Source organism: Micromonospora sp. DT68 (assembly GCF_049847245.1).
Classification (GTDB): Bacteria; Actinomycetota; Actinomycetes; order Mycobacteriales; family Micromonosporaceae; genus Micromonospora; species Micromonospora profundi.
Genome location: NZ_JBNCNZ010000021.1, coordinates 33,509 through 52,678, shown reverse-complemented (window position 1 = coordinate 52,678; position 19,170 = coordinate 33,509). Strand labels below are relative to the sequence as shown.

The window sequence follows — 19,170 nt, the reverse complement described above, 5'->3', positions numbered from 1 at the left end:
ACAGGTCAGTCAGTCCAGGCCGAGGTCGCGGCGCAGCTTGGCGACGTGCCCGGTGGCCTTGACGTTGTAGAGCGCACGTTCGATCTTGCCGTCGGCGTCGATGACGAACGTCGAGCGGATCACTCCGGTCACGGTCTTGCCGTACAGCTGCTTCTCGCCGTACGCCCCGTAGGCGGTGAGCACTGCCTTGTCCTCGTCCGACACGAGCGGGAAGGTGATGGCGTCGCGCTCGCGGAACTTCGCCAGTTTCGCCGGCTTGTCGGGGGAGATGCCCACCACCTCGTAGCCGGCGGCCTGGAGGGAGGCGAGTGAGTCGCGGAAGTCGCAGGCCTGCTTGGTGCAGCCGGGGGTCATGGCCGCCGGGTAGGCGTACAGGACCACGTTGCGGCCGCGCAGGTCGGCAAGGGAGAGCTGGTCGCCGGTGTCGGTGGGGAGGGTGAACTCGGGCGCGGGGTCACCGGGGGAGAGGCGGTCGGGCGCGGTCATGGCCTGACCCTACCGCCGGGAGGTGTGTCGTCGTCGCCACCGCCTCGCGGGCGTTGATAGTGACGAGGAACATCCATTGTTGCCAAGCTATGGCAACAGCAAGTCTTGAGAAATAGGCTGACTCACGCTGGCCCGGAACGGGCCCGCTGACGCGGGGGAGGTCGCGTGGAAACACTGGCGATGCACATCTCGAACGGGATCATCGACGGCCCGGTGGCAGCGGTCTTCGCGGCGCTGGCGCTCGGCGCGCTCACCGTCTGCGTCCTGCGCGGTCGGCGGGATCTGGACGACCGGCTCGCCCCGATGGCGGGCCTGGTGGCGGCGTTCATCTTCGCCGTCCAGATGCTCAACTTTCCGATCTTCACGGCCGGGGTGAGTGGTCACCTGCTCGGTGGCGCGCTCGCCGCGATGCTTGTCGGGCCGTGGGTCGGCGCGCTCTGTGTGGCGGTGGTACTCGTCGTACAGGCATTGATCTTCGGTGACGGCGGCGTGGCGATGCTCGGCCTCAACATCACGAACATGGCGCTGCTCGGTACCGCCGCGGCGTACCTGCTGATCTCGGTGATGCTGCGGGTGCTGCCTCGCACGCGCGCCGGCCTTGCCGTGACGGCGTTCGTCGCGGCGCTTGTCAGCGTGGTCGTGGCGTCGCAGGGTTTCGTCCTCCAGTACTGGCTGGGCGGCACCACCGACCTGGGCGGCAACCTCGCCGGCCTGGCCGGCACGATGGCCGGCGTCCACCTGCTGATCGGCATCGGTGAGGGCCTGATCACCGCGACCACCGTGCTGACGGTGGCGAAGGTGCGACCCGACCTGGTCTACGCGCTGCGCTCGTTGCGTTCCCCCGCCACCCCCGCTGTTCCGGTCGCCGGAGGTGTTCGATGAAGAACCGTTCCTGGATGTTCCTGGCCGGTGGTCTGCTGGTCGCCCTGCTGCTGGCCGGGGTCGTGAGCAACTACGCCTCGTCGCACCCGGACGGGCTGGACTCCTCCCTGCTCAAGGGCTGCACCGTCGACGCCGACGACAACATCGTCGGCGGCAGCTGCCCGGCGCAGCAGGCCCGGGACCACGAGCTGGGCGACAGCCCGTTCGCCGACTACGGCGTGCGGGGCGTGGAGAACAGCTTCGTCTCGACGGGTCTGTCCGGGGTGCTCGGGGTGCTTGTGACGTTCGCGATCGGCGCCGGTGGCTTCTGGCTGCTGCGCCGCCGTGGCGCCGCGCAGCCCGCAGGCACCACGCCGGCCACCGGCGAGGCGCCGGCCCTCGACGACGCGGCAACCGACGACGGTCGGCGCCGCGCCGGCACCGCCGGCTGATCAGGGGGTACGCGGATGGGCGCCGGTCACGGGCACGTGTTGTACCGCGAGTCGGACTCGCCTGTGCACCGGCTCCCGCCCGAGGTCAAGATCGCGGCGATGGTGGTCTTCACGATCGCCGTGGTGGCCACCCCACGCGAGGCGTTCTGGGCGTTCGGCGCGTACGCCCTGCTGGTAGTGGTGGTGGCGGCGCTGGCCCGGGTGGGTCCGGGCTGGCTGCTCAGCCGGGCGTTGATCGAGCTGCCGTTCGTGCTGTTCGCCGTGGCACTGCCGTTCCTCGGTGCCGGCGAGCGGGTCGAGGTGCTGGGGCTGCGGTTGTCCGAGGACGGGCTGTACGGGGCGTGGAACATCCTGGCCAAGGGCACCCTGGGTGTCCTCGTCTCGCTGTTGCTGGCCGCGACCACCACCACCCGGGACCTGATCGTCGGGTTGGACCGGCTGCACTGTCCGCAGGTGCTCACCCAGATCGCCACGTTCATGTTGCGCTACCTGGACGTGCTCGTCGGTGAGGCGCGGCGGATGCGGGTGGCCCGCATCTCGCGGGGTGACGACCCGCGTTTCCTGTGGCAGCTGCGCGGATTCGCCGCCGGGATCGGGGCGTTGTTCCTGCGTGCGTTCGAGCGTGGCGAGCGGGTCTACCTGGCGATGCTGTCCCGGGGGTACACGGGGCGGATGCCCGCCGTGTGGCAGGGCGACGGTGCGGCGACCGCCGGCCAGTGGCTCGTCGCGGCGACAGTGCCGGTGGTGGCGGCCTCCATCGCTGCCGTCGCCGTCGTGCTGACATGATCGGAGTCGTGCAGACCGCTGTCTCGCTGGACGTTCGTGGCGTCCGGTACGCGTACCCGGATGGGCATGTGGCCCTGCACGGCGTGGACCTGACGGTGCCGCGCGGCGACCGGGTGGCGCTGTGGGGGCCCAACGGCGCCGGCAAGACGACGTTGGTGCTGCACCTCAACGGCATCCTCACCCCGACGCAGGGCAGCGTGAGCGTCGGTGGGCTGACCGTCACTCCGGACCGGGCCACCCTGTCCGAGGTGCGTCGCCGGGTGGGCATCGTCTTCCAGGACCCGGACGACCAGCTCTTCCTGCCGACGGTGGCGGAGGACGTGGCGTTCGGGCCGGCGAATCTGGGCCTGCGCGGGGCGGAGTTGACCGCCCGGGTGGACGAGGCGCTCGCCGCGGTGGGGATGAGCGAGCACCGGGACAGATCCCCGCAGCACCTGTCCTTCGGGCAGCGGCGCCGGGTGGCGGTGGCGACAGTGCTCGCCATGCACCCGGAGATCCTGGTGCTGGACGAGCCGTCGTCGAACCTGGACCCGGCCGCCCGGCGCGAGCTGGCCGAGATCCTGCGCGGCCTGCCGGTGACCCTGCTGATGGTCACCCACGATCTGCCGTACGCGGCGGAACTGTGCGAACGCTCGGTGATCCTGGACGGTGGCCGGATAGTCGCCGACGCCCCCACCCCAGACCTGCTGGCCGACGCGGCCCTACTGGCCCGCCACCGCCTGGAGCTCCCCCACGGCTTCACCCCCACCCCACCCCCGCGCCCCTGACCCACACCCCTGACCCGCGCCGATCTTGCACTTGCCGCCCCCGCATCAGCGACAAAAGCCGCGTATCGAGGACACAAAGTGCCAGATCGCGGGGGTTGAGGGTGGGGGAGGGAGGGCGAGGGCTAGGTTCGGGTTTGGGTTTGGGCTCGGGAGGCGGCGTGTAGGCGTAGGACTCCGGCGGCGGTTGCTCCGGCACCGGTGACCAGCACCACGGCCACGAGGACGCGGGCGATATCGGCCGGCCAGGGGACCGGGGCGACGGACCGGGCGAACACCGCCGCGTTGCCCACCCCGGCGAACAGCGCCAGGCAGGCTCCGGCAAGCGCCACCGCGAAGTCGGCGGCCGGGCGGCGGGCCAGCGCGTGCGCGCCTGCGGCGATCGCGCCGAGGCCGGTGAGCAGCGACCACAACTGCCCGCCCAGCAGCCCGACGAGCACCCCGCCGACGCCCTGGGCGCCGGCGTCGAGTTCGCGGCCCACCGGGTAGAGCACGGCGACCGCGCCGCCGACGACAAGCAGCACGCCCAGCGCGGCCGACGCCCGGGCTCCGGCCGGCGCGGCGGCGGCGAGCAGGCCGAGCGCCCCCACAGCGAGCGCCCCCACGATCGTCACCGTCCACCAGGTGTACGCGTCCGGCGGCGGCACCCAGTCCAGCGTGCCGCTGATCCGCGCCGGCTCGGCACCGTCGCGTAGCGGGATCGTCCAGTCCCGGACCCGGTGCTCGCGGTCGGGCGCGGCGCGTACGGCGGCCGGTGGCGCCGACTCCTGCCAGAGCGCCCGCTGGTCGTGCCAGCGCACGGTGGTGCCGTCGTCGACGCGTCGCCAGGACGGCGGGGCGGCCGGGTCCGCGTCGGCTGGCAGGGTGGTGTCCCCGGCGAGGGTGCGGTTGAGGTACGTGGCGGGGGAGCGGGTGTTCTCGTAGACGCCGTCGGGGCCGACCCGCAGGTACGGCTCACCGGAGTAGCCGATCACCTCGATCGGGCGGCCGGTGCGGTTTGTCAGTTCCAGTCGGGCGCCCGCCTCGATGACCCGTACCTCCAGACCGCGCTGATCGGGCGTGACGCCAGTGACGCGGGTGCGGTAGTCGCTGCCGTCCGGGGCGTCCGCGCCGTGCGCGGCGGCGGGCGCCGCCGTGAGCAGGGTCACCGCGCAGGCGGCGGTGGCGACCAGGCCGGCACGGGACAGCAGGGTACGGATCACTTGCCGGCCGCCGCCACGGCTGCGGTGAGGCCCTGCGGGCTGCGGTCGGCGAGCTGCTTCCCGTTGACCAGGATGGTCGGCGTGCCGGTGATGTTGTTGCGGCTGGCCTCGTCGGTGACGTGCTCGGTCCACGTCTTGTACGTGCCCTCCTTGACGCAGCTGCCGAACGAGGCCCGGTCGAGGCCCACGTCGGCGCCGATGTCGATCAGTTCGTCGTCGCTGAGCCCGGCGCCGCCCTCTGCTGGCTGCTTGGCGTAGAGCGCCTTGGCGTACTCGTGGAACTTGCCGCCAGCGGCGGCGCAGCCGGAGGCGGCCGACGAGCGGGTGGAGTACGCGGTGGTGGAGAAGCGGTTGAGGTACGCGACGGGGTGGTAGACCACCTTCGCCTTGTTCTCGGCTGCCAACTGCTCCAGGGTGGGCCCGCTGGTCTGCTCGAACTGGTTGCAGGCCGGGCAGAGGAAGTCCTCGTAGACGTCGATGGTCACCGGGCCGCCGCCGGTGACGATGCCGGTGCCGTCGGCGTTGGCGCCGGGCGGGGTGGTGAAGTCGTCGGACCGCTGGCTGGACCAGGCTGCCCAGCCGATCAGGCCGGCGATGATCAGCACCGCGACGGCGGCGGCCGAGACCCAGATGGTGCGGCGACGTCGACGCTCACGGGCCAGTTGCTGGCGGACCACACGGGCCGCGTCCCGCTGCCCCTTGCGACTACTCATCCTCGTCCTCCACAGCCGGTTCGGCGGACAGCCACCCGTCCACCGAGACGGGCGTACGCGGCCAGATCAGCAGAAATCCGGCCAGCGCCAAGAATCCCAGGTCCCGCAGGATCTCCGGGAGGTAACTGGGTGCCTGTCCCTCGGCGAGTTGCCCACCGCTGCCGAAGCAGCCGCAGTCGATGGCCAGACCCCGCGACCACGCCGACGCGATGCCCGCGATGAAGACCAGCAGCAGCGCTGCGGAGATCGCCGCGCTGAGCCGGGTGGCCAGCCCGAGCAGCAGCAGCACGCCCAGGGCCAGCTCGACGAAGGGCAGTGCGGCGCCGATCACGGTCGCCACGTCGTACGGCATCACCTGGTAGGCGTTCACGGCCCGGCCGGAGGCGGCCAGGTCGCCGACCTTTGACGCGCCGGCCACCAACCAGACTGCGGCGAGGCCGAGCCGGACCGCGAGGCCGAGCCACTGCCGCACGAGTGACGAGCGGCTGGCCGGGGTGGTGGGTGCTGTCACGGTCATTTGTCGTTCCGTCTCCGCCGGAAGTTCCGGCTCAGCCGGCGAGGGCGTCGCCGACCGCCTGGACGAGTTCGTCTCGGGCCCGGGCGACCCGGGAGCGGATGGTGCCCACTGGCACGCCTTCGACGGCGGCGGCCTCGGCGTACGACAGGCCGTGCAGTTGGGTGAGCACGAACGCCGCGCGTCGCTCGGGGCTCAACCGGCGCACGAGGTCGGTGGCCCCGAGTTGCCCGGCGGGGTCCGGATGCGGGTGGTCGGTGTGGGCGTTGCCGGCCAGGCGTTCGTCGAGCCGGCGGCGGCGGACGACAGTGCGGAGGTGGTCGGCGCAGGCCCGCCGGGCGATGCCGAGCAGCCAGGTGCGGGCGGTGGAGCGACCCTCGAACGCGGGCAGGGCCCGAAATGCCCGCAGGTACGTCTCCTGGGTGAGGTCGTCGGCGCTGTCCGGGCTCACCAGGGCGGCGGCGAAGCGCCAGACCTCGGCCTGGGTCAGCCGGACGAACGCGGACTGGGCGGCCGGATCGCCGTTGCGGGCGGTCAGCGCCCACTCGGTGGCCTCGTCCCGGACGACGTCACCGGCCGGACCGACACCGAAGTCACGCGCGACTGGGCTCACGACAAAACAGGTTACGCGGCGACCGCCGTGACGCCAGGGTCCTTCGACCCATGGATGGTCTGCGACACGTCGGGAACTTTTTCCCTCCGGGCGCCGACTACCTGGGCATGACACGCGATGCCGTGCGCGCGGCGCTGGCGGCTGAGCGCAGTTGAGTCACCTGCCCACCTCGGGTCGCCGATCACCCGTTCCGTCGGCGACGATGACCGTCATGACTGTCGCCCCCCGCCGCTGGATGGCCCGGCTGGCCGCCGCCGCCGGCCTCCTGGTAACCGTCGTCGCCCTGTTGATCGTGCCCGCCAGTCCGGCCAGCGCCCACGCCGTGCTGTCCCGCACCAGCCCGGCCGCCTCGTCGGTGGTGCCCAGCGGGCCGGCCGAGGTGGTGCTCACGTTCAGCGAGGCGGTCCGCAAGGTTCCCGGCAAGATCCGGGTCGTCGCGCCGGACGGCTCCCGGGCCGACCGGGGTGAGCCGTCCTTCGACGGCGGGGTGGTGACGATCCCGGTGGACCCGAGCGGTGAGCGCGGCACCTACCTGGTGAGCTTCCGAGTGATCTCCGCCGACAGCCACCCGGTCTCCGGTGCCTTCACCTACTCGGTGGGCGCGCCGTCGGCTGCGCCGGTCGACGCCGGGGACGACAGCCGCGCCGACCCGGTGGTGAGCACCGCCGTGAAGGTGGCCCGGTTCCTCGGCTACGCCGGTCTGGTGCTGCTGGTCGGGCCGGTGCTGGTGCTCGCCGCGCTGTGGCCGAGCCGGCTGTCCCGGCGCGGGCCGTCCCGGCTGGCCTGGACGGGTCTCGGTCTGGTCGCCGTGGCCACCCTCGCCGACCTGTGGTTGCAGGTGCCCTACACCGCCGGCGGTGGGCTGTTCGAGGTCACCGGTGAGGGGTTCTCCAGTGTGTTGGGCAGCACATTCGGTGCCGCCCACCTGGTACGGCTCGGCCTGCTTGCGGCGTCGGCGTTCCTGCTGCGGCCGCTGCTGGCCCGGCCGGTCGGCCGGGCCGACGCGATCATCCTGGCGGTGCTGGGCGGGGCAGCCCTGTTGACCTGGCCGCTGGCCGGGCACGCGGCGGCCTCGCCGGCGCCGGCGGTATCCGTTGTGGTCGACGCTGTGCACCTGGGCAGCATGGCGGTCTGGCTGGGCGGCCTGCTGATGCTCGCCGTCTTCCTGCTGAGGCAGGCCGACGAGCGGGAGTTGGGCGCGATCCTGCCGATCTGGTCGCGCTGGGCCGCGCTCGCCGTTTCGGCGCTGCTGCTGGGCGGCATCGTCCAGGCGCTGATCGAGGTCGGCACCCTGGACGCCCTGTTCGCCACCACGTACGGGCGGCTGCTGCTCGCCAAGGTCGGGCTGTTCGCTGTGGTGATCGCCGTGGCCGCGTACTCCCGGCAGTTGGTACGTCGGCGCACGGCGGCGCAGCGACCGGTGCCCGTGCGCCGGGCGGTCCTGGTGGAGCTGGCTGTGACAGTCGTGGTGCTGGGCCTGTCGGCGACCCTGGTGCAGACCACGCCCGCCCGCACTGCCGTCGCCGAGCCGTCCGGCACCCAGGCCGGGTTCTTCACCACCACGCTGTCCAGCTCGCTGTTCACGCTCCAGATCGAGCTGGACCCGGCCGAGCGGGGCAACAACTCGATGCACCTGTACGCGTACACCAAGGACAACCGCCCGCAGCCGGTGGTGGAGTGGCGGGCGACGGCCGCGCTGCCCTCGGCGGGGATCGAGCCCATCGACGTCCCGCTGCTGCCGCTGACGGACAACCACTCGTACGGCGACATCAGCATGCCGGCCGCAGGCGAGTGGCAACTGAAGATCACCGTCCGTACGTCCGACATCGACCAGGCCACGGTGACCGCCACCGTGCCCATCCGTTAGAGAGGTCCACCAAGCTCATGACCCGTCTCCGGCGTACCGCAGCCGCCGCTACCGCCCTGGCGTTCACCGCCGTCGCCACAGCCGTTTTCGGCTTCGCCGGGTCGGCGTCCGCCCACGTCACGGTGAACCCGAAGGAGGCGACCCAGGGCGGCTACGCCCGGGTGGCGTTCCGGGTGCCCAACGAGAGCGACACCGCGTCGACCACCAAGCTGGAGGTGGTGTTGCCGGAGAACGCGCCGGTCGGCTCGGTGTCGACAATGCCGGTGCCCGGCTGGACGGTGACGACCGAGAAGCGCAAGGTGGACCCGCCGATCGAGGTGCACGGCAGCCAGCTCACCGAGGCCGTTTCCAAGATCACCTGGACGGCCACCGGTGACGCGGCGGTGAAGCCGGGCCAGTTCCAGGAGTTCCCGGTCTCGATGGGCCCGCTGCCCCAGGTCGAGTCGATGGTCTTCAAGACCCTGCAGACCTACTCGGACGGCAACATCTCGCGGTGGATCGACGAGCCAGTTGCGGGCGGCGAGGAGCCGGACAGCCCGGCGCCGGTACTCACGCTCACCCCGGCAGCGTCGGCGTCGGCGTCGGCCGCACCCGCCGCGTCGGCCGTCGCGTCCGACGATGACGACGACGAAGGCGAGGGCGCCGCGATCGGTCTCGGCGTCGCCGGTCTCGTCGCCGGCCTGGCCGGCCTGGTGCTGGGCGGCCTCGCGTTCGCCCGGACCCGCCGGGAGCCGGCAGCCAAGTCCTGACCCGTCGCTCACCCGCTGGCCCCCCGGAGTTCGTTTCCGGCGGGCCAGCGCGCTTCGCACCGGACCGGAATCGGCCGTGCCGTGGATATCCGCTGATCAGAGGGCGTACGTCGGTAAGGTCGGCCGGGTATCTGGCTACGGAGGGGGACGGTGCGAATGCGTTTCGTGCGGGCGATCGCCGGAGTGCTGCTGTTGGTCATGGGGATTCCGGCGCTCCTGGTCGGTGGTGGGCTCTGGCTGGTGACCCGGCACGCCGACCCCGGCGGAGCCTTCACGGCCCGGTTCGAGACGGTCCGCACACCTGGGCACGCCGTCGTCGTCGGCGACCTCGACCGGCTGCTGCGGCAGGAAGTGCCGTTCGCGCGTACCGCCCAGACCCGACTGCGGGTGGACGCGCGTACCCCTGGCGGCCCGGCGTTCGTCGGTCTGGCACCTACGGCGGAGGTGCGTCGCTGGCTGGAGCCCGTGCCGCACGCCACGGTCCGTCGCGTCGCGCTGGCCCGGGGTCCGCTGCCCGTCCGACTGGACCCGGCCGGTCCGGCCGTCGCAACGGCGGCCACCGAGGCGACCAACCCGCTGGGCCGCCCCTTCTGGGTACGCGAGGGGATCGGCTCGCTGGAGTGGGCCGCCGGCGACCTGGCCGGTGAGCCGATGAGCCTGGTGGTGATGCGCCCCGACGGCGGGGCCGACCTCGCCCTGGATCTGCGGGCGGAGTTGCGGGCGACCTGGACCGGCCCGGCGACGTGGGGTCTGCTCGCCCTCGGGGTGCTGCTGGTGGTGGGCGCGGTGCTGCTCCTGCTGCGACCGCAGCGCCCCCGCGAGGTGGTCTTCGTTGTCGAACCGGACCAGGTGCCGGTGCTGGCCGGCCGGCTCGGGGTCACCTCGCTGAGCGGCCTCGGCGTCCGGGAGCCCGGTGCCGCACCACCGATGCCTGCGGTGCGGCAGCTCGCTCCGGTCGGCTCGGGGGAGCGACCCCGCTCGGCTATCGGCACCGAGCCCGCCCACCGACCGGCCACGCTCGGAGACCTGGACGAGGCGGCCGGGCAACCCCGCCCGCCCGAGGTGACGTTGAGCCTGGCCTGGCCGCCCGCGGCGGCGGAGCCGACGGCCCGGCCGGTGGTGGTGGACGAGACGGCGAGCGGCCCTCCGCGCTGCCGACGCGGAGGGCCGCTCTCACCGGGGGATCGGTGCTACCCGAGCGACACCTGAGGTAGATGAGACCAGATTAGCCGTGATCGTGGCTACTGGGGAACTCTGTCCATTTGGTGCGATTTTTCCGCGACCCGGCTCGACCGGATCGGCAGGGCTGCCAGCAGCAGCAGGCAGAGCAGCACGTAGCTGTTCTGCGTGACGAAATCCACCGGGTCATGGGTGCGGACCGGGTCCGTTCCCCATTTCTGGAACGTCACCACCCCGTAGGTGATCACAGCGGTGGTGCCCAGCGCGAGCGCGGCCGACCACCAGCGCCGACGTGACTCGTCCGGTCGGTCGGCGCTGAGCGCCACGTCGACGAGCAGCACCACCGCCGGCACGAACCAGTAGATGTGGTGGGTCCAGGTGATCGGACTGACCAGGGCGCCGACCAGGCCGGTCAAGGTCAGGCCCGTCAGCAGGTCACCGGCCCGAGCCGCGCGGGCGGCCCGCCACAGCCCGTAGCCGGCCACCACGGCCACCAGCAGCAGCCACAGCATCCGGTCAGGTTTCTCCGGCGCGGTGAACCTGCTGAGCAGGCCGAACAGCGACTGGTTGCCGACGTAGTCGGTGCGGCCCACGCGCTCGGTGTCCCACAACTCCTGGGTCCAGAACCGCCACGAATCACTCGGGGCGATGGCCGCCGCGAGCAGCGTCGCCGCCGCCGCGGTCGCACTCGCCACCACTGCGGCCCGCCACCGCCGAGTGGCCAGCAGGTACACGATGAAGATGCCGGGGAAGAGCTTGAGCGCCGTCGCCAGCCCCACCCCGACCCCGGCCCAGCGCCGCGCCTGCGGCACGGCGAACAGCAGGTCGCCCAGGATCAGCACGACGAGCAACATGTTGATCTGGCCGAAGGTGATCGTCTCGCGGGTGCTCTCCACGGCCAGCACCAGCAGTACGGCGACGACCAGTGTGAACGTCCGTGGCAGGCCGTGCCGGGCGATCACCGGCATCACCAGCCACCGGGTGGTCAGCACCACTGCCAGCACTGTGAGCACCGTGAAGATCGTCACGGTGACGCCGAGCTTCAGCAGACCGAACGGCCACAGCAGCAGCGCGCTGAACGGCGGATAGGTGAAGTAGAGCTCACCCTGAACCCGGTCCGGCTGGACGTAGTCGTAGAGCGGATGGCCCGTCGTCCACCAGTCCATCGCCGACATGTAGATCTTCAGATCGAAGAAGTTGTGCACCAGGCCGGGCACGTAGAGCGCCGGCAACACGGCCAGCAGCGCCACCACGGCGACCAGCCGACGCACCGTACGACCGCCGGGATCGTCGTCGGTGACGGCGGGTGGCGCTACAGGATCGGCTGGCACTTGAGAAACCCTAGCGGTCCGCCCGGCCGAGAGCGCGCAGCCGCGGGGTGTGGGCTGCGCGTAGGCTGTGCCGGTGGCTGATCTCCTCGTCTGGATCGACTGTGAAATGACCGGGTTGGACCTCGGCAGGGACAAACTGATCGAGGTTGCGGCACTGGTCACCGATCCCGACCTCAACGTGCTTGGTGACGGTGTCGACGTGGTGATCCACGCCGACGAGGCCGCGTTGGAGGCGATGCCGGAGATCGTCCAGACGATGCACGCCAAATCCGGCCTCACCGAGGAGGTCCGCCGCTCGGCGGTCACCCTCGCCGAGGCCGAGGACCTGGTGCTGGAGTACGTCAGGAGCTTCGTCAAGGACCCGCGTACCGCGCCGCTGTGTGGCAACTCGATCGCCACCGACCGTGGCTTCATCGCCCGGGACATGCCCCGCCTCGACGCGCACCTGCACTACCGCATGATCGACGTCTCGTCGATCAAGGAGCTGTGCCGCCGCTGGTACCCCCGGGTCTACTTCGGCCAGCCGCAGAAGGGCCTGGCGCACCGGGCGCTCGCGGACGTCCGGGAGAGCATCCGGGAATTGGAGTACTACCGGCGCACCATCTTCGTCCCGCTGCCCGGCCCCGACGTCGACACGGCGAAGGCGATCGCCGCCGACCTCTGACCGCCCGGGGCGAAGGAAGGGCACCTTATTAACGCCTGGTGTATAGGAAGGGGCCCCTCCTAACACCGGAGGTGTCTGTGACTGCCACACGGCGGAGCGGGCAACCCGGTGGACGCGGTTGGTTGGAGTGTGGCTATTATTGGTCCGCACCCCGCCCGGGGCGATCGACCGGGCGACGGCGGCATGGTGGCTGTAGCTCAGTTGGCAGAGCACCGGGTTGTGGTCCCGGTTGTCGTGGGTTCAATTCCCATCAGTCACCCAGCTAGCTTCACCGCTCAGGCCTCCTCTCACGAGGGGGCCTGAGTCGTTCCAGGGGACGGCACACGGGAGCCCCCTCCAGTGGAGGGGGCTCCCGTCGTAGCTGTGGATCAGGCGGTGGGCGTGGCCGTCGGGGCGGTGGAGCCGTCCGGGGTCGGCGACGTGTCCGGGTCGGCAGGCGGCTCGTACGGCAGGGCACTGCCCTTGACGTACTGCTCCCAGTTCATGTTCCAGTCCGTCCAGCCGTTGCCGTTCTGGAGCTTGCGCTCGGTGCCCTTGACGGTGATGGGGTCGCCGACCTGGGTGTTCTTGAACAGCCATTCGCCGTTGGCCATCGACACGTTCACGCAGCCGTGCGACACGTTGACGCTGCCCTGCTGGCCCTCGGACCAGGGCGCCGCGTGGATGAACTCGCCGCCCCAGGTGAGGCGCTGCGCGAAGTCAATCTTGGTGCGGTAGCCCTCCTCGGGGCCGAGCTCCTCGAACGTGTCGAAGACCGTCTTGCGCAGCTTCTCGATCACCACCATCGTCCCGCTTGACGAGGGGGTGCTCTTCTTGCCGAGGCTCACCGGAATGGTCTTGATCACGGAGCCGTTGCGGGTCACAGTCATGCGCTTCGTCTTGTTGTCGACCGTCATGATCACCGAAGCGCCGATCTTGATGTCCACGTTGAGGTCGGCGCGGCCGTACCAACCGTCGCCCAGCGGCAGGCCACCGGCCTGGACCCGGTAGGAGACCTTGCTGTCGGCCTTCCAGAACTCCTTCGGCCGATACCGGATCTCGGTGGGGCTGACCCAGTGCCAGATGCCCTCCTGGGCCGGCGTGGAGGTCACCGTCATGCGGCGCTGCACGTCGTCGCGGTAGTCCTCCGGGATGCCCCGGCTGAACTTCACGATCAGCGGCATCCCGATACCGACCACCTGGTTGTCGCCGAGGAAGCTGCTCACGCGTACCTGGTTGGCGGGCTTGGCCATCGTGGTGAACGTGCTGGTGGCGGTGGCCGGACGGCCGTCGTCGCCGGTGGCGGTGACAGTGGCGGTGTAGCTCGTGCCGTACGCCAGGGCGCCCGCCGGCATCCAGGTCTTGCCGTCGGCGGACAGCGCGCCCTCGACCGTCTTGCCGGCCGCGTCCTTCAGCTCGACGGCGGTCTCCACGGCGTCCTTAGTGGTGAAGGTGACGCCTGTCGACGCCGGCACGTCCTTCGCGTCGGCCGCCGGTTCGCTGATCGTCGCCGCTGCCTTCGGCGCCGCGCTCTCGCCGCCGCCCTGCCACGAGGACGGCTTGCCGCCGCCGCCGTCGGTGCACGCGGAGGTCAAGGCCAGCGCCGCGGCGAGAAGCCCCGCCGCGAACACGCGGCGTCGCCCACCGGGCCGGTTCAGCTGGTGCTGGCTAGCTCGCATGATGTCCTCACAGTCGTGGTCCCTGCCCATCGTCTCTTACAGACGCGCCAGCGCAGGCCCCGGTTGCCGAGGGTGAACCCGAACACGCCGACAAAATGTCAGATTCTTGCTACTATCGGCGATTCGTGAGCCTGGCTCGCCTCCGCGTCGGGACGAGGGTCGCCGCCGGCGCCGTCGCGCCACGGGCAGATGCAAGGGTACGCGCCGACCCCCGCCTCGGGCGGGGGCCGGCGCGGAACATCGGTCGCTCAGAGAGCCGGGCCGGCCCCACCCTCGGGCACCGGCAGCGCGCTGCCCTTGACGAAGTCCGACCAGCTCAGACTCCACGCCGTCCAGCCGTTGCCGGCGGCGAGCTTGCGCTCGGTGCCCTTCACCGTGATCGGATCACCGATCCGCGTCTTCTCGAACAACCAGCGGGCGTTCGCCGTCGACACGTTCACGCAGCCGTGCGAGACGTTCTGCCGCCCCTGCACATGCTCCGACCAGGGCGCGGCGTGGATGTACTCGCCGCCCCACGTGAGCCGCTGGGCGAACTCGATGTCGGTGACATAGCGGTTCGCCGGGTTCGGATCGTCGCGGGTGTCGAAGACAGTGGCCGCCTTCTTCTCCATCACGACCATCGTGCCGCTCGACGACGGGGTGCTCTTCTTGCCCAGGCTCACCGGGATGGTGCGCACGGCCGTGCCGTTCTCGTACACGGTCATCTTCTTGGTGGCGTTGTCGACCTTCATCACGAACGACCGGCCGATCTTCGCCGTGGCCTTGCGGTCGATGTCGCCGTACCTGCCGTTGCTGAGCGGTACGCCGGCCAGCGCGATACGCACGGTGATGGTGGTGCCCGGCTTCCAGTATTCCGGCGCGCGGTAGTACGCCTGCGTGCCGTTGGCGACCCAGTGCCATGCCCCCGGCTGCGGCGGGTCGGTGTGGACGAACATCCGCTTCTGCACCGCCGCCCGGTCCTTCTTCGGGATGCCCGGGTGGAACTCGGTGACCACCGGCATGGCCACGCCGTAGCTCTTGTCGTCGAAGAGGTACAGGCCCGAACCGATCGTCGACTTCGGCTTGGCCATCGTGGTGAACGTGCTGGTGCCCTGGCTGGTTGTGCCGTCCGACCCGCTCGCCGTCACCGTGGCGGTGTACTTCGTCCCGTACTTCAGCGGAGCGTTCGGCACCCACGCCGAACCGTCAGTACGCAGCTTGCCCTCCACCGCCTTGCCGTCGGCGGCGGCCAGGGTCACCGAGGACACCTTGCCGCCGTCCGGGACCTTGGCGCTGATCTCCGTGCTCACGGGCCTGTTCTTCGTGCCGTCGGCCGGGCTCAACGTCAGCGCCGGCCCGCTCGGCGTCGCCGGCTTCGACGACTCGGCCGTGCCCGGAGCGGCGCTGGCGCTCGCGCTCGGCTCCGTGCTCGCCTGGGCCCCGCCAACGAATTCCGGCTTCTTCTGCTCATCGCCGCACCCGGTCAGTGCCAGCGACGCCGCCAGGGTCAGAGCGCCCACCACCGCCCCGGCTCGCGTGAACCGTGCCATCCCCACCTCTGTTCTCGCGTACCTGGCGGACATCGTGCCGTATCAGTGCTCTCGATGACGCACCCGTCTCACCCGCGCTGGAAGATTTAGGGGCGTTTGTCCAGTAAGCTCGACCGAAGGGGGGACCCGGGTAACCGAATTGGAGCCCGGCTCAGCGGGGTGCTAATGTTCTCTCCGTTGCCGAACGAGCGCCGCTAGCTCAACTGGCAGAGCAGCGGACTCTTAATCCGCGGGTTCGGGGTTCGAGTCCCTGGCGGCGCACCAGCGAGAAGAGGTCAGGCCCGGTCCGGTTGGACTGGGCCTGACCTCTTTTTCTGACCTCTACGTATCACCAAAGCCAGCGTCAAGAGCCGGACCAAGTGCCGGTTCAGGTTCCCCCTCATGCGAAACCCGGCCGGGGGTCGTGTCCTGAACGCGACGACGGGTGGCGTGCCGGCCCGGCCGGCACGCCACCCGCAGGGGTCGGTTGGGTCGGGGTCAGCTGGTCCGGCAGGTGACCGTCGGCCAGGTCCAGTTGCCGTTGGCCATGATCGTGATGCCGAAGTTGTTGCCGTTGCCGTTCGGCCTGGCGGTGACGGTGCCCGTGGTGCCGCTGACCGAGGCGTTCCAGCTGTTCTGGATGCTCTGGCCGCCGTTGAGCCCGAGGCTGACCACCCAGTTGTTGGTGCCGCTGACCGCCACGTTCAGGTTGAACCGGTCACCCCACCGCTCGGCAGCCGACAGCACTGCGGTGCAGTTGCCGTTCGCGGGCGGGGTGGTCGGACCGGTGGTCGGCCCGGTGGTGGGGTTGCCCCCGCCGCCTTCCCAGACGTTGATGTCCGAGCTGCCCTGGCTCTGGTAGCCCTCGGTCGCCATGACCTGGTAGGCGTGGTTGCTGCCCAGGTTCAGGCCGGCGCGGGCCCATGCGTCGAAGTGGTTGGCGGTGGTGATGGTGCCACTCGAACGCTTCTGCTGACGGACGCTCCAGTACTGGTAGAACGTCTGGTTGCCGTCGATCGACGGGGCGTTGACCCGCTGGCTGCGGAGGATGTCGTAGGTGCCGCCGTCAGTGGTGACCGTACCCAGCCGCTGGGCGCCGCTGCTCGGGTTGTAGCTGCCGAAGTTCTCCACCACGTAGTACTCGATGAGCGGGTTCCGCGTCCATCCGTACAGGGCGAGGTAGGTGTTGTTGTTGCCCGGGTTGTAGGTGCCCGAGTAACTGACCGTCCGTCGGCTGCCGGTGGCCCAGCCCTTGCCGCCGACCCAGTTGTTGGTGCTCCTGTCCCAACTGCTGCTGTACCGGCCGTCGGCGCGCAACGTCATGCTGGCGTTGCCGCTGTCCTTCCAGAACGAGAAGTAGTAGCCGTTGTGTGTGCCGGTGAGGTTCGAGGTGAGGGTCCGGTCGGCCTCGGCGTGCGCGTTGGGGCTGGCGATGAACGTGCCGGTGACAGCGAGCGCCGCAGCGCACGCGGCGCTGAGGAGCAGCCGCATGCGACTGCTCTTTCGCGGCCTGGTCGAGGTGTCCTTCATGTACGTGTTCCTCCTCGTGACAGCTGGTGGTGGCCAGCGCCGCGATGTGACCCCGCGAGCTGTCGGTGGCCAGGTGCGGCAGCCGGTCTTCGGCGTATCACCCCGTGGTAGGTGGACGGCCCTCCGGTGCGACCGAGACGGGTCGCGGTGAGTCGAGATCATTGAGGGGCGTCGATGGCAATCGTATGGCCCCGACTCTGGACCCGTCAACAATTCCCGAAATATTACCGGAACACTTTCTTAGTCAAGCGTTGTCTCAGGTGACTCCAACTGGCTGCTAGCCTTGCTCGTCGTGCTCCGCATGGTCAGCCGTTGTCCGGGGTGGGAGCGGTGATCCGCAGCCAAGCCACCGAAACTTCCAGTCCGGGCCGGGCCTTGGCCGTGCCAGCGAGGGCGGCGCTCTCTACAGCGGACCTGTCGCCCTCAGCCCGCCGCGAACCTTCACCGCCGGCCCTGTCGCAGCAGGGAGGTGGAGCTGAGGGCAGCCCGACCCGGGTGACACCGGGGAGGGTGACAAGCGGCCCTGACAAAGCCTGGTCGTGCCAGTACTGCCAGCTGGTGCGGGCCTGGCGAGCGGGACGGAAAGGAGTACGCGAGGAACCGGCGTTTACGTCCGTCTAGCGTGTACTTGCTCGAACCTGGTGGACATCGTGCTGCGGGTCGAGAACACGGGTCATCGGCTCCCACCAGAACTGGTACCGATGGTGAGTCACCGCAGTGCTGTTGCGAGGTCGGCGGCGTTGTCGAACGCGGGTGCCGCCCTTTCGGCTTCGTCTTCCGTGAGCGTGACGGACTGGGCGCGGGCCAGCATCTCGGCCGCAGTCTTTGGATCGTGCAGCACCATCGCGAGTTCGGCGCGGTAGACCAGGACCTCTACCTGCTCGACCGGGTCGTCGTCGGCTTGCGGGCGGGCCAACGCGCTGTCGAGGATCCGAACGGCCTGTCCGACGCTTCCCCTGGAATCGGCCTGCACGACAGCATTCGCTAGGGCCTTGGCCAGTCGCCCGGCAGGTGTGGTGGCCGGCATGGGCACGGTGGCGGCGTGCCGAAAGACGCGGATCCAGTTGCCGCCCGGGTCGATGACGCTGAACCCGCCCAACCCGTCGGCGTTCTTCCGAGCCCTGGGCCGGGTCATCCGGGGCGTTCCGGACACCAGTACCTTGCCGTACGCGGCGCGCATGCCGGCTGCGAATGCCCGATGCAGTCCCTCGATGTCCGCGGTGAGCACCAGACAGGAGCCATAGGACTGCTCCGGGTCAAATCCGGCGATCTCGAAGAACTGCAGATGCAGGTCTTCCCGCTGCACCCCCACACAGGCGTTGGGCTTGCGTTGCTTGTACGTGGTGCGGAAACCGAGAACTCCGTAGAAGGTTTCGATGTCGTCAATGGAAGCGCACGGCAGCAGGGGAACGGTCACCTCGTTGGTCATGTCTCCTTCCTAAGCGTCGCAGAATGTTCGTCGCACATGGAAATAGCCAACCGTCGCCTTCGGCCATCCGATCGGCCGATGCCCCAGAGTCGAACGCTGCCCGGCTGGCCCGACGAACTCGTCCTACCCGAGACCACCGGACTGAACGAGGCCGTCAAGGCCATCGCCGCTCTGGCTGGGCTACCCCAGACCGGAGGCGATGACGACTTGCTACCGAACGTTCCGTCCCCGTAGAGCAGCTCAGACGGCTACCGGCGCACCGTTCGCCGACGTCGGTCCCGACCGGCCAGACAGTCCGCCGAGCACGGCGACTGCGACGACGTGCAGCTCGCCCTACCGCGCCTGCCTGAGCCAGCGCTCGATGACAGTGAAGTCCCGCTCGGTCAGCCCGCGACGTGGATCGACCCGATGCAGTAGGGCCGCACCGGGGTGATGAGCCGACACCCAGTCCTGATCGGCGTGGGTGATCTCGTCGTCGACCCAGACGAACGCGCGTCCCTGCGCCCACTCGACCAGCCCAGGGGTCTTCCAGTGCAGGTGCCTCACCTCGTCGGAGTCGGGCCAGTCCACGACCGGCAGAGGCGGTAGTCCGAGCAGCGGCGCGAGCACGTCGTTCGCATCGTCCATCCAGGTCGTCGCCCACACCAGGTCACACGGCAGGGACTCCAGCCGTCGCCCGTGTTCCGGGTTGACCTTGTGCAGCAGGGGATGGGCATCGGTCGGTGGGGCCGATGCCTCGCTGACACGCGGAATGCCCGGCTGAGCCGCTGTGGGTGTTCCGAACGGGATGAGGGTGCCGTCCACGTCGAGGAACAGCAACGGACGCGGCGCGGGGTCGGACATGACCCCAGAGGCTAGACCTCA

The 19,170-nt window shown here is 70.3% G+C and carries 18 protein-coding genes, 2 tRNA genes and 2 pseudogenes; 11 read left to right on the top strand and 11 right to left on the bottom strand.

What is annotated here, in order from left to right; translation table 11 throughout:
• Positions 1-9 precede the first annotated feature (9 nt).
• Positions 10-486, bottom strand: coding sequence for a thioredoxin-dependent thiol peroxidase (gene bcp / locus ACPXB1_RS27390; RefSeq protein WP_355592187.1), 477 nt, complete (start codon positions 484-486; stop codon positions 10-12).
• A gap of 165 nt (positions 487-651) precedes the next feature.
• Between bcp and ACPXB1_RS27385 the strand changes: the two genes are divergently transcribed.
• Genes ACPXB1_RS27385 through ACPXB1_RS27370 form a run of 4 tightly spaced genes read left to right on the top strand, consistent with a single transcriptional unit; the run spans position 652 to position 3,352 of the window.
• Positions 652-1,368, top strand: coding sequence for an energy-coupling factor ABC transporter permease (locus ACPXB1_RS27385; protein ID WP_355592185.1), 717 nt, complete (start codon positions 652-654; stop codon positions 1,366-1,368).
• Entirely contained in the window at positions 1,365-1,799 is a 435-nt protein-coding gene (locus tag ACPXB1_RS27380; RefSeq protein ID WP_355592183.1) for a PDGLE domain-containing protein, read from the top strand. Before ACPXB1_RS27385 ends, ACPXB1_RS27380 begins: the two co-directional genes overlap by 4 nt.
• A 15-nt stretch (positions 1,800-1,814) precedes the next feature.
• Complete coding sequence (cbiQ, locus tag ACPXB1_RS27375) at positions 1,815-2,585, top strand: cobalt ECF transporter T component CbiQ (RefSeq protein ID WP_355592181.1); 771 nt, start codon at positions 1,815-1,817, stop codon at positions 2,583-2,585.
• On the top strand, positions 2,582-3,352 hold the full coding sequence (locus tag ACPXB1_RS27370) for an energy-coupling factor ABC transporter ATP-binding protein (protein ID WP_355592179.1): 771 nt from the start codon (positions 2,582-2,584) through the stop codon (positions 3,350-3,352). The genes cbiQ and ACPXB1_RS27370 overlap by 4 nt, the downstream gene beginning before the upstream one ends.
• Before the next feature lie 122 nt (positions 3,353-3,474).
• Here ACPXB1_RS27370 and ACPXB1_RS27365 read toward each other — a convergent pair whose 3' ends face one another.
• From ACPXB1_RS27365 to ACPXB1_RS27350, 4 genes are read right to left on the bottom strand one after another with little or no spacing between them, the layout of a single operon-like run.
• The gene (locus ACPXB1_RS27365; protein WP_355592177.1) at positions 3,475-4,551 is read right to left on the bottom strand and encodes a hypothetical protein; all 1,077 of its coding nucleotides are present in this window, start codon (positions 4,549-4,551) and stop codon (positions 3,475-3,477) included.
• Entirely contained in the window at positions 4,548-5,264 is a 717-nt protein-coding gene (locus tag ACPXB1_RS27360; RefSeq protein WP_355592175.1) for a DsbA family protein, read from the bottom strand. Before ACPXB1_RS27360 ends, ACPXB1_RS27365 begins: the two co-directional genes overlap by 4 nt.
• Positions 5,257-5,781 (bottom strand): MauE/DoxX family redox-associated membrane protein, encoded by a 525-nt coding sequence (locus tag ACPXB1_RS27355; RefSeq protein WP_355592173.1) that lies wholly within the window; start codon positions 5,779-5,781, stop codon positions 5,257-5,259. The genes ACPXB1_RS27360 and ACPXB1_RS27355 overlap by 8 nt, the downstream gene beginning before the upstream one ends.
• Positions 5,782-5,812: 31 nt before the next feature.
• Positions 5,813-6,391: a sigma-70 family RNA polymerase sigma factor gene (locus ACPXB1_RS27350; protein WP_355592171.1), complete on the bottom strand. Its 579-nt coding sequence runs from the start codon at positions 6,389-6,391 to the stop codon at positions 5,813-5,815.
• 202 nt (positions 6,392-6,593) lie between these two features.
• Between ACPXB1_RS27350 and ACPXB1_RS27345 the strand changes: the two genes are divergently transcribed.
• The 3 genes and pseudogenes from ACPXB1_RS27345 to ACPXB1_RS27335 form a co-directional block, all read left to right on the top strand.
• The gene (locus tag ACPXB1_RS27345) at positions 6,594-8,258 is read left to right on the top strand and encodes a copper resistance CopC/CopD family protein (protein ID WP_355592169.1); all 1,665 of its coding nucleotides are present in this window, start codon (positions 6,594-6,596) and stop codon (positions 8,256-8,258) included.
• A 17-nt stretch (positions 8,259-8,275) separates the two neighbouring features.
• Positions 8,276-9,007, top strand: a complete 732-nt coding sequence (locus tag ACPXB1_RS27340; protein WP_355592167.1) for a YcnI family protein — start codon at positions 8,276-8,278, stop codon at positions 9,005-9,007.
• Positions 9,008-9,688: 681 nt separating this feature from the next.
• Positions 9,689-10,216, top strand: a pseudogene (locus ACPXB1_RS27335) (hypothetical protein); the annotation flags it as partial.
• Positions 10,217-10,248: 32 nt separating this feature from the next.
• Here ACPXB1_RS27335 and ACPXB1_RS27330 read toward each other — a convergent pair.
• Positions 10,249-11,517 carry a glycosyltransferase family 87 protein gene (locus tag ACPXB1_RS27330; RefSeq protein WP_355592165.1) on the bottom strand — a complete coding sequence of 423 codons (1,269 nt, stop codon included), beginning with the start codon at positions 11,515-11,517 and terminating at the stop codon, positions 10,249-10,251.
• A 67-nt stretch (positions 11,518-11,584) separates the two neighbouring features.
• Between ACPXB1_RS27330 and orn the strand changes: the two genes are divergently transcribed.
• Positions 11,585-12,181: an oligoribonuclease gene (gene orn, locus ACPXB1_RS27325; RefSeq protein ID WP_355592163.1), complete on the top strand. Its 597-nt coding sequence runs from the start codon at positions 11,585-11,587 to the stop codon at positions 12,179-12,181.
• Between the two features lie 186 nt (positions 12,182-12,367).
• Positions 12,368-12,440, top strand: a tRNA-His gene (locus ACPXB1_RS27320).
• Positions 12,441-12,549: 109 nt separating this feature from the next.
• On the opposite strand, the gene ACPXB1_RS27315 is transcribed toward ACPXB1_RS27320, so the two are convergent.
• On the bottom strand, positions 12,550-13,839 hold the full coding sequence (locus ACPXB1_RS27315; RefSeq protein ID WP_355592161.1) for a L,D-transpeptidase: 1,290 nt from the start codon (positions 13,837-13,839) through the stop codon (positions 12,550-12,552).
• Positions 13,840-14,087: 248 nt separating this feature from the next.
• The gene (locus ACPXB1_RS27310) at positions 14,088-15,368 is read right to left on the bottom strand and encodes an Ig-like domain-containing protein (protein WP_425735984.1); all 1,281 of its coding nucleotides are present in this window, start codon (positions 15,366-15,368) and stop codon (positions 14,088-14,090) included.
• Positions 15,369-15,556: 188 nt separating this feature from the next.
• On the opposite strand from ACPXB1_RS27310, the gene ACPXB1_RS27305 reads away from it, so the two are divergent.
• A tRNA-Lys gene (locus ACPXB1_RS27305) sits at positions 15,557-15,632 on the top strand.
• 213 nt (positions 15,633-15,845) lie between these two features.
• Here the strand turns inward: ACPXB1_RS27305 and ACPXB1_RS27300 are convergent.
• Positions 15,846-16,838 (bottom strand): glycoside hydrolase family 11 protein, encoded by a 993-nt coding sequence (locus ACPXB1_RS27300; protein WP_425735983.1) that lies wholly within the window; start codon positions 16,836-16,838, stop codon positions 15,846-15,848.
• Between the two features lie 748 nt (positions 16,839-17,586).
• On the bottom strand, positions 17,587-18,306 hold the full coding sequence (locus tag ACPXB1_RS27295; protein WP_355592153.1) for a VOC family protein: 720 nt from the start codon (positions 18,304-18,306) through the stop codon (positions 17,587-17,589).
• A gap of 102 nt (positions 18,307-18,408) precedes the next feature.
• Here ACPXB1_RS27295 and ACPXB1_RS27290 point away from each other — a divergent pair.
• Positions 18,409-18,540 (top strand): annotated as a pseudogene (locus ACPXB1_RS27290) (kinase); the annotation flags it as partial.
• A gap of 99 nt (positions 18,541-18,639) precedes the next feature.
• On the opposite strand, the gene ACPXB1_RS27285 reads toward ACPXB1_RS27290, so the two are convergent.
• The gene (locus ACPXB1_RS27285) at positions 18,640-19,149 is read right to left on the bottom strand and encodes an HAD domain-containing protein (protein WP_355592151.1); all 510 of its coding nucleotides are present in this window, start codon (positions 19,147-19,149) and stop codon (positions 18,640-18,642) included.
• Between the last annotated feature and the right edge of the window lie 21 nt (positions 19,150-19,170).